The organism is Micromonospora sp. MP36, from assembly GCF_008119785.1.
Taxonomy (GTDB): domain Bacteria; phylum Actinomycetota; class Actinomycetes; order Mycobacteriales; family Micromonosporaceae; genus Micromonospora.
Genome location: NZ_VSFA01000180.1, coordinates 1 through 8,520, shown reverse-complemented (window position 1 = coordinate 8,520; position 8,520 = coordinate 1). Strand labels below are relative to the sequence as shown.

Below are 8,520 nucleotides of genomic sequence, written 5' to 3'. Positions count from 1 at the left end.
GCGGACGATCGCCTGGTACCACGGCATGAAACGACTACGCATCCGCTGGGAACGCCGCGACGACATCCACGAAGCCTTCCTCGCCCTCGCCACCTGCATCATCACGTACCGGCACGTCGTACGACTTTGTTAGGACCTCTTAGCCTGAATCCACCGCTGTGATCTTTGGTTGGCAGCGTCGATCATCATTCGTTGATGTGTGTTGATGTTTGGGGTGGCGGGCGTGGTTAGCCTTCGGTGATGTCGGTCAGCCACAGCCGGTTCGGGGCGTCGGCGGTGAAGCGGCGTTGCACCAGGTCGTCGTGCACCGGCGGTCCGGCCCGCCTCGTGAGGCCCTTGCGCTTGGCGAACACCGACCAGATGCGCTGCTGTGAGCAGAGCCTGGCTACCCGGTTCGGGCCGGCGGTGATGCCGTGGGCGGATAGTTCGTCGGCGATGAACCGGTACCCGGAAGGCCGGGTCGTCGTGGTGAATGTCCAGGGCAGCGTTGATCAGGTGGGCGTCGTCCCAGTCCCGCTGCGAGACCGGATCCGCCTTCCAGGCGTAGTAGGCCTGCTTGCTGAAGCCCAGCACCCGGCAGGTCACCGCGACGGGGATCCCGTCCGCGGCCAGGTCACCGACCAGCGGGTACATCATTTTGGGGCGATCTCCTTGGCGAAGAACGCCGCCGCCCGACGCAGAATGTCGTTCTCCTGCTCGAGGAGCTTGTTGCGCTCCCGCAGCTCCCGCAGCTCTGCGGACTCGCTGCTGGTGGTGCCCGGACGGATCCCGTCGTCGACGTCGGCGATCTTCAACCAGCGGTGCAGACACGACTCGGAGATCCCGAAGTCCTTCGCGATCTGCGCGATCGGCGCCTCGCCCTTGCGGGCGACCGCGACGACATCACGGCGGAACTCCGGCGGGAACGCTTTCGGCATGGCAGACATCCTTCCAGCGAGGAACGCATCCTCGCAGGTCAGGAGTCAACCGAACCGGGGGCAGTCCCGACCCACGTCACCTGAATCTCTCCCGAGTCAACCCACACACCTAGCGCCAGCGGGATACACCGAGACGCTGCCCGGCATTTGAGAGTCGAGGAGGTTCCACACGGTCAACCTATGATCACTGATGATTCCTAATCAAGTCGGTGAGCCTGGCCATCACTGCGACCGAGCGGGCACGTCACATCCACAGATCTTGACAATTGCTCGGTAGCTGGCCACTGAGCCGAGCGGGCTTCCTGAAACGTGAGCGGACGTCGTGGTCGGCGCTGACGTTCCGCCGACCGTGCCGGCGGACGGGTGATCTCGCTGACCGTTGACACGGTCAGTGTCTGCTGGCGCAGGCACGCCGGTCAGGCGTCAACCCTCGGTGCCGAGGCGAACAAGGGCGGCACCGGATCGGCTGCCTGGATCGCGGCAACGACCTGTGTCAGTTGCTGGTAGTCGCCGCCGGCCACCCTGATGAGGGTGGCCGCATCGGCGTGGTTGCCGAGGTAACACTCGGCGATGGCGCGCAGGAGAAACGCGACGTTGCACAGGTCCGGCGGGTCAACACCCGGCCGAATGTCGAGAAGCAGCGACCGCGCATGCTCCGGCTGCTGGTTGAGCAGGTGAGCCAGGCTCATCGCGACACGGGCGGACAAGGCGTGCGGCTGCACGTGGAAGGCGAGCCGGGCCAGTTCCGAGATCTCCAACACCTCTTGGTGTTGGACCGGTGAGCCGTTCACCACTGCGGCGTACAGGTACCACAACCCGAACTGGACGGTAAGTACCTGCGCGATTGCGGCGGCGGCCATGGGGTCGGTGCTGTCGGCGCGAGCCAGCGCCGCGAGCCGCTCGGCGTCGGCGATGAGGTCCGCCGCCGAATGCGCGTGTCCCGTGCTCCAGCGCCGTTGGAAGGCAGCGAGCGCCAGTCGCGGATCGTTGCCGCCGCGAACGGGATCTCCGAGACGATGGTCGCCAACCTCCTCTCGGGCAATCGTCCGCAACGTCCTGCTCACCTCCTCCTGGTAGTAGCCTGCCTGCAGCGCGGCGCGGCTGGCTGTCGGGGCGAAGAGCCAGCGAAGCAGGTTGCGGCCGTCGCTGCGGGGCGATATCCCGGGAATGAGATTGGCCACCCCGAGCAGCGCCGCAACAAACGCCGCGCCGAGCAGTGCGGCGCGGGTCAACGGCGTGCTCGTCGACGCCGTTGCGGTACCGAGCACCGTCGCGGTGCACAGGTTCGCTATCGGGCCGCCGAGGTAGAACAGCACCATCCGCAGCGGCAACGCGGTCGTCGATGGCGTCGGCCGGACCCACACTTCGCTCCGCCAGCCGGTAAAGGGTGCGATACGGACCGCGATGATCGGCAGACGCAGCAGCTTCGCCATGACGAGGTGCCCGCACTCGTGCAGGACGAGGTGCACCCACAACGACACGCAGGTGATGCCGGCGGCGGCGATCGCGCCCGTCACGGACTCGGTGACGAGTAGCGCGAACGCCACCGCCTCCAACAGCAAGAGGATGAACGCGGCGACCAGCCGTCGGCGGGGGGAGGTCACCGGGAGATCGTACGGCCGGACAAAGTAGAGGCCGAGGCACTTTCCGTACGCACGTTGCACACCGCGACGCCGATCCGCGTTCGCGATGCCCGCCCGGCTTCGCCATCCTCTTCTGGCCGCCGTCCGGGCGTTTCAGTGGGGAAACGTGCGGGGGATCCTGGTCGACCCACCAGGTGAGCATGCCGAGGGCTGCGGAGGCGTAGAACGCGGCTGCGATGTCGACCGGGAGGTCGCTGTCGGCGGCCTCGATGTGCGGGCGCAGATGGTCGCGGAGCAGGTCGCTGACGAGCCGGTGCAGGTGTCGCTGCACGATGGTGGCGCCGCGCCGGCCGCAGAGCGCCCGGTAGAGGTCCCGGTGGCGGTATGCGTGGGCGAAGATCACGCCGGTCGGGCTGGTCGGATGGGGTGGCACGCCGGGGCTGAGGGCGTCGAGGTCGCGCTTCAGGTCGGTGCGCAGGTCGTCGAAGCCGGCCAGCAGCAGGTCGTCGGACGTGACGTAACGGGCCGTGGGCGGCGGTTGGTGCTGGTCGTGTCACCGGAGCCGGCGCGAGGATGTCCAGGCTTGCTGGTGTAGTCGTTCGATGCCGTCCAGCAGCAGGTCCAGCGCGAACTCGAACTCGAACTGGTCGTCGCAGCCCTGCCCCACGACCGACTCGTTGTCGTGGGATGCCGCCATGGCGATCTCCGCGAGGTGCGGGAACCGGGCGGCGGCCTCCGGTGGTAGGGCTGCTGGCGGATCGGGGTTGGTCGTACCGGACCGGCCGGCGCGCCGGGATGCGTCGAACAGTTCTTGACTGAAGCCCAGGATCCGGCTGCCCATTGCGTGCATCACGTGGTGGGCGAGGTCGGCGGAGAGCCCGCCGGCCCGGAACGTCCCGACCATCGAGTCGAGGTAGGCGAGGATGGCCGGCGTCGCCATGTTCCGCGACTCGATTGCGAGGGGCGCCCAGGGGTGGCGCCGTAGTACCTGCCGCGCCGAGAGGATGCGCCGGCGGACCGTGCGCTTCCAGTCGGCGTCGGGCACCGGCGGGCCGATCTCGCTGACGACCATGTCGATCATGCCGTCGAGCAGTTCGTCTTTGTTGGCTACGTGCTTGTAGAGGGCCATCGGCACGACGCCCAGATCCTGGGCGAGGTTGCGCATGCTGAGGGATTCGATCCCGGCCTCGTCGGCGAGCGCGACGGCGGCAAGCAGGATCCGATCCCTGCTCAGCGGTGCCCGGCGCAGCATCTCAGCCATTTCGTCCTCGTCTTTCGGCGGCTGTTGAACCCTATCCGTCTTGACGGGTGTACGGCGTACACCTATGTTGTTCCCATGAGGTGTACGCCGTACACCCAAGGGAGGGGAAGATGAAGGCGATCGTCCAAGACCGATACGGCCCGCCGGAAACCCTTACGCTCGCGGACGTCGCCGCGCCGGTGCCCGCCGCCGACGAGGTGCTCGTGCGAGTCGAGGCTGCGGCGCTGAACGCGTACGACTGGCATGCCATGCGTGGTGATCCATGGATGGCGCGGTTGGCAATGGGTCGGTCAAGGCCCCGGGCGCGCATCCGTGGCCGCGACTTCGCCGGCCGGGTTGAGGCCGTCGGCGCCAACGTTCGATGGGTGCGCCCGGGCGACTCCGTCTTCGGTGACCTCGGCGACGCCAACGGCGCGTTCGCCGAGTACGTATGCGTGCCCGAGACTCTGGTCGCGCCAAAGCCGGCGAACCTGACGCCGCAGCAGGCGGCCGCCCTGCCGTTGGCCGGCACCACCGCGCTCATGGGACTGTGCGACGTCGGGCGGGTCGAGCCCGGCCACCGCGTCCTCATCAACGGCGCCTCCGGCGGCGTCGGCACCCTGGCGGTTCAACTGGCCAAGGCGCTCGGCGCGACCGTGACCGGGGTGTGCAGCACCCGCAACGTCGACCTGGTCCGCTCCCTCGGCGCCGACCATGTCGTCGACTACACCCGCGAAGACTTCGCCCACGACACGCGCCGCCACGAGGTCGTGCTTGATCTGGTCGGCAACCGCTCACTCGCCGCGCTCCGGCGGGCGCTGACCCCGACCGGGACGCTGGTGCTCTCCGGCGGCGGCGTGTACCGCGGGGGCAGCCTCATCGGACCGGTCTGGCTGATCGCGCGCGGACGGCTGCTGGCGCCCCTCGTCCGACACCGCATCGTCATTCTCACGACGGCACCCAGCCGGCAACACCTCGACACGCTCCGCGCCCACGCCGAGGCCGGCCGTCTTACACCAGTCATTGACCGGACCTATCCACTCCACGAGGTACCCCAAGCCATCCGATACCTCGAAGGTGAGCACGCGCGGGCGAAAGTTGTCATCACCGTCTGAGGCGTGGGCCGCGAGCCCCTTTCGTTCAGACACTCGGTCTTCTTACCTGTCCGCCCTCAGGGGGAACTCGCAGAGGGTGCGCCAGGGGCTGAGGCCCGGCGTTCCGGTGATGAGGCGAACCATGTCGACGGCCGCGTTGATCGGCAGTTGCGCGGAGACGGCTTCCGCGGCGTGGCTCAGTGCGGGCTTGGGGGCGTCCTGACCGATGGTCAGGTGCGGCACCACGTCGGCGTGCGCCCCACCATATGGGGTGGTCTCGGGAAACCGCTGCCACACCGCCGCGGTGAGGTCCCGGAACGGACGGTCTGGCTGCGGTGCAAGCCATACGACCGTGTCACCGAACCAGCCGATGTGAGTCAGCGCAACGTCGAACCGTGGTATGCCAGCAATGGTCTTGCGCAGCACTGCCAGGGCCTGGTCGTTGATCTGCTGCGGAGGCAGAAACGGGTAGAGGACGGTCACGTGCGCCGGCACGCCCCATGAGGCAGCCGGGTCGAGAGATACCCGAAACCGGCCTACCGCTTCCTCGGCCTCGGGTATCGGCACGATGAGCGCCGTCTGTGTCGGTTCCATTCCGGCAGTTTCCCGATCATGGCCGGTGCTGGTCTACGGGGTTTCGCCAGCGGTGGTGGTTAGGGGCAGCATGTGGACAGGACTGAAGTTGACCTGGCCGTCCTCTCAGTCCTCATCAGCGAAGGCGAGCTTGCTCGTGCCCTCGACGGGTCGACCGCGCAGTCGGGCCACCACCTTGGGCGCGTAGGGGAGCAGCAGCGCCAGTAGGGCGAGCGCCAGGATGGCGACGGTGAGCGGCCGGTGCAGGAATACGGTCAGGTCGCCGTTGCCGATGCTCAGCGCCCGGCGGAACTGGTCTTCGAGTTCCGGCCCGAGGATGGCGCCCAGGATCGTGGGTGCGATCGGGAAGTCGAATTGGCGCATGATGAAGCCGACGATGCCGATGGCGTAGGCGATCAGGATGTCGGTGATCGCGCCGGAGACGGAGTAGATCCCGAGCGTGGCGAACACCAGGATGCCGGCGTAGAGCAGCGGCCGTGGAATCTCCAGCACCTTCACCCAGAGCCGGATGAGCGGGAGGTTCAGCGCGAGCAGCATCACGTTGCCGATGAACAGCGACGCGATGAGCGCCCAGACCAGATCCGGGGACTTGTCGAACAGTTGCGGTCCCGGCTGCAGGTTGAAGATCTTGAACGCTGCCAACATCACCGCAGCCGTCGCGGAGGTCGGCAGGCCCAGCGTCAGCAGCGGCACGAGTACGCCGGAGAACGAAGCGTTGTTGGGGCCTCCGGTCCGGCGACGCCTTCGATGGCGCCCTTGCCGAACTCCTTGCGGCCACGGGACCGTTGTTTCTCGTAGGAGTACGACAGGAAGGTCGGCAGTTCGGCGCCTCCGGAGGGCAGCACACCGAACGGGAAGCCGAAGGCGGTGCCCCGCAGCCAGGGCGCCCAGGAGCGGTGCCACTGGTTGCGGCTGAGCCACATGAATCCGCCGGATGCGGGCTCGAGCGGGGTCACCGAGCCCGGCCGGGTGCTGCCCTTGACCAGGACGTACAGCGTCTCGCCGATCGCGAAGAGGCCGATGATGAGCAGCACTGAGTCGATCCCGTTGAACAGCATCGGGCTGTCGAAGGTGAAGCGGGGCTCGCCGGAGACGCCGTCGAGGCCGATGAAGCCGATCGAGATACCGAGCAGCAGGGACGCCAGTCCACGCACCAGCGAGCGGCCGACCAGGGAGGTCACCGTGACCAACGCCAGGATCATGAGCGCGAAGTAGTCGGTGGCGCGGAACGAGATGGCGATGCTGGCCACCGGCCTGGCGACGAGAGCGAGCAGGACGGTCGAGATCAGTGCCGCCACGAAGGAACCGATCGCCGCGGTTGCGAGTGCGGCGCGGGCCTGCCCGCGTTTGGCCATCTCGTGGCCCTCGATGGCGGTCGCGACGGACGCCGACTCCCCAGGCGTGTTGAGCAGGATCGACGTGGTGGACCCGCCGTACATGGCGCCGTAGTAGATGCCGGCGAACATGATGAACGCGGGGATCGGGTCGTCGAAGTTGTAGGTGACCGGTAGCAGGAGAGCGATGGTCACCGCCGGGCCGATCCCGGGCAGCACTCCGACCAGCGTGCCGAGTGTCACCCCGATCACCGCGAACAGCAGGTTCTCCGGTGACAGGACCGTCCCGAATCCCCCGAGCAGCTCAGCGAAGGAGCTCACAGGCCCAAAACCCCTTCCGGGAGATGCACGCCGAGGGCGCGCGTGAAGGTGAGATACACGAGCAGTGACAGCGCGACCGCGACGATCAGGTCACGGAACCATTGGCGGGAGCCCATGGCCCGGGACGCGCCCAGGAAGAACAGGCTGGTGGCGATCACGTAACCGAGCGGGTCCAGCAGGTAGGCGTAGATCACGAGCAACACCACCAGGGCGGCCGCGCCCAGCATGTGGGTGAACCGCTCGGCCGGCAGGTTGTCGGCACGCCTGACCAGCCGTGAGACCTGCTGCCCCAGGTAGATGAGCGCCAGCACCGTCCACAGCGACGCGACCACGAAGGGCATGAATCGCGGACCGCTGGGCTCGAAGCCGCCTCCTCTGATCTTGAAGGTCTGCGTGAGCATGAGCACGCCGAGTGCCAGCATGACCACTCCCACCAGGAGCGGACCGACCGGCGAGCGTCCGGCCGGGCTGTGCTCCTCGGCACCCGGCTGGTCGGGCTCCGCTTCGTGCACCGCGATCTCGGGGCCCCGTACGGTGGAGCCCCCGCGGCCAGGGGCTCCGCCGTCCGTCGGGTTCGGGTGACTCACAGCCCGAGGTCCTTGTACAGCTGCTCGACGCGCTTTGTCTCGCCCTCGATGTACTGCTGTGCCTCGTCACCGGTCTTGTAGAAGTCGTCCCAGCCGTTGGTCTTGAGTACGTCCTTCCACTCCTGGGTTTCGTGCAGCTTGTCCACGAGGTCGGTGACCGCCTGCTTGTCCTTGTCGGAGAGGCCCGGTGCGGCGACCACGGCGCGCCAGTTGCTGAAGTCGACGTCGTAGCCGGCGTCTTTGAGGGTGGGTGCCGGCTTGCCCGCGACCTCCTGCGGCGTTGCGGTGCTGATGGCCAGCAGGCGCATCTTTCCGGACTCGATCTGGCTCTCGAACTCGCTGACGCCCGAGACCCCGACGCCCACGTCGCCGGACAGGATGCCCGCGGTGGCCTCACCGCCGCCTGAGTATCCGACGTACTTGAGCTTGCTCGGATCGGCGCCGGCGGCCTTCAGCACTTGGCCGGTGACGAGGTGGTCGGAGCCGCCGGCGCTGCCGCCGCCGAAAGTGACCGACGAGGGGTCCTGCTGGTAGGCGTTGACGACGTCCTGGATGGTCTGGTACTTCGAGTTTGCCGGCACGACGAAGGCCTCTGCCTCGGCGGTGAGGGTGGCGATCGGCGTGGTGTTCTTCAGGGAGACCGGCGAGTTCGCCCGGGTGAGCGCGCCGATCATGACCAGTCCGGTCATCATCAGCGCGTGCGGGTCGCCTTTCTCCTTCTGGAGCTGGGCCAGCCCGGTGGCGCCACCGCCGCCCGCGACGTTGAAGACCTCGACCGGTTTGTTGGCCAGGTTCTTCTTCTGGATGACCTGCTGCATGGCCCGAGCGGTGGAGTCCCAGCCACCGCCGG

At 67.7% G+C, this 8,520-nt stretch carries 6 protein-coding genes and 3 pseudogenes; 1 reads left to right on the top strand and 8 read right to left on the bottom strand.

What is annotated here, in order from left to right:
• Positions 1-233: 233 nt before the first annotated feature.
• The 4 genes and pseudogenes from FXF52_RS39445 to FXF52_RS39430 form a co-directional block, all read right to left on the bottom strand.
• A pseudogene (locus tag FXF52_RS39445) lies at positions 234-917 on the bottom strand (transposase); the annotation flags it as partial.
• A 416-nt stretch (positions 918-1,333) separates the two neighbouring features.
• The gene (locus tag FXF52_RS39440) at positions 1,334-2,521 is read right to left on the bottom strand and encodes a hypothetical protein (protein WP_148804754.1); all 1,188 of its coding nucleotides are present in this window, start codon (positions 2,519-2,521) and stop codon (positions 1,334-1,336) included.
• Positions 2,522-2,735: 214 nt separating this feature from the next.
• Positions 2,736-2,903, bottom strand: a pseudogene (locus tag FXF52_RS44335) (hypothetical protein); the annotation flags it as partial.
• Positions 2,904-3,053: 150 nt separating this feature from the next.
• Positions 3,054-3,761, bottom strand: a complete 708-nt coding sequence (locus FXF52_RS39430; protein WP_148804753.1) for a TetR/AcrR family transcriptional regulator — start codon at positions 3,759-3,761, stop codon at positions 3,054-3,056.
• Between the two features lie 110 nt (positions 3,762-3,871).
• Between FXF52_RS39430 and FXF52_RS39425 the strand changes: the two genes are divergently transcribed.
• Positions 3,872-4,855 (top strand): NAD(P)-dependent alcohol dehydrogenase, encoded by a 984-nt coding sequence (locus FXF52_RS39425; RefSeq protein ID WP_148804755.1) that lies wholly within the window; start codon positions 3,872-3,874, stop codon positions 4,853-4,855.
• Between the two features lie 42 nt (positions 4,856-4,897).
• On the opposite strand, the gene FXF52_RS39420 is transcribed toward FXF52_RS39425, so the two are convergent.
• The 4 genes and pseudogenes from FXF52_RS39420 to FXF52_RS39405 form a co-directional block, all read right to left on the bottom strand.
• On the bottom strand, positions 4,898-5,428 hold the full coding sequence (locus FXF52_RS39420; protein ID WP_148804752.1) for a 2'-5' RNA ligase family protein: 531 nt from the start codon (positions 5,426-5,428) through the stop codon (positions 4,898-4,900).
• A 105-nt stretch (positions 5,429-5,533) separates the two neighbouring features.
• A pseudogene (locus FXF52_RS39415) lies at positions 5,534-6,981 on the bottom strand (tripartite tricarboxylate transporter permease).
• 98 nt (positions 6,982-7,079) lie between these two features.
• The gene (locus FXF52_RS39410) at positions 7,080-7,595 is read right to left on the bottom strand and encodes a tripartite tricarboxylate transporter TctB family protein (RefSeq protein WP_148804751.1); all 516 of its coding nucleotides are present in this window, start codon (positions 7,593-7,595) and stop codon (positions 7,080-7,082) included.
• A gap of 71 nt (positions 7,596-7,666) precedes the next feature.
• Positions 7,667-8,520 (bottom strand): tripartite tricarboxylate transporter substrate binding protein (locus FXF52_RS39405; protein ID WP_148804750.1); only part of this gene is annotated, 854 nt, incomplete at its 5' end.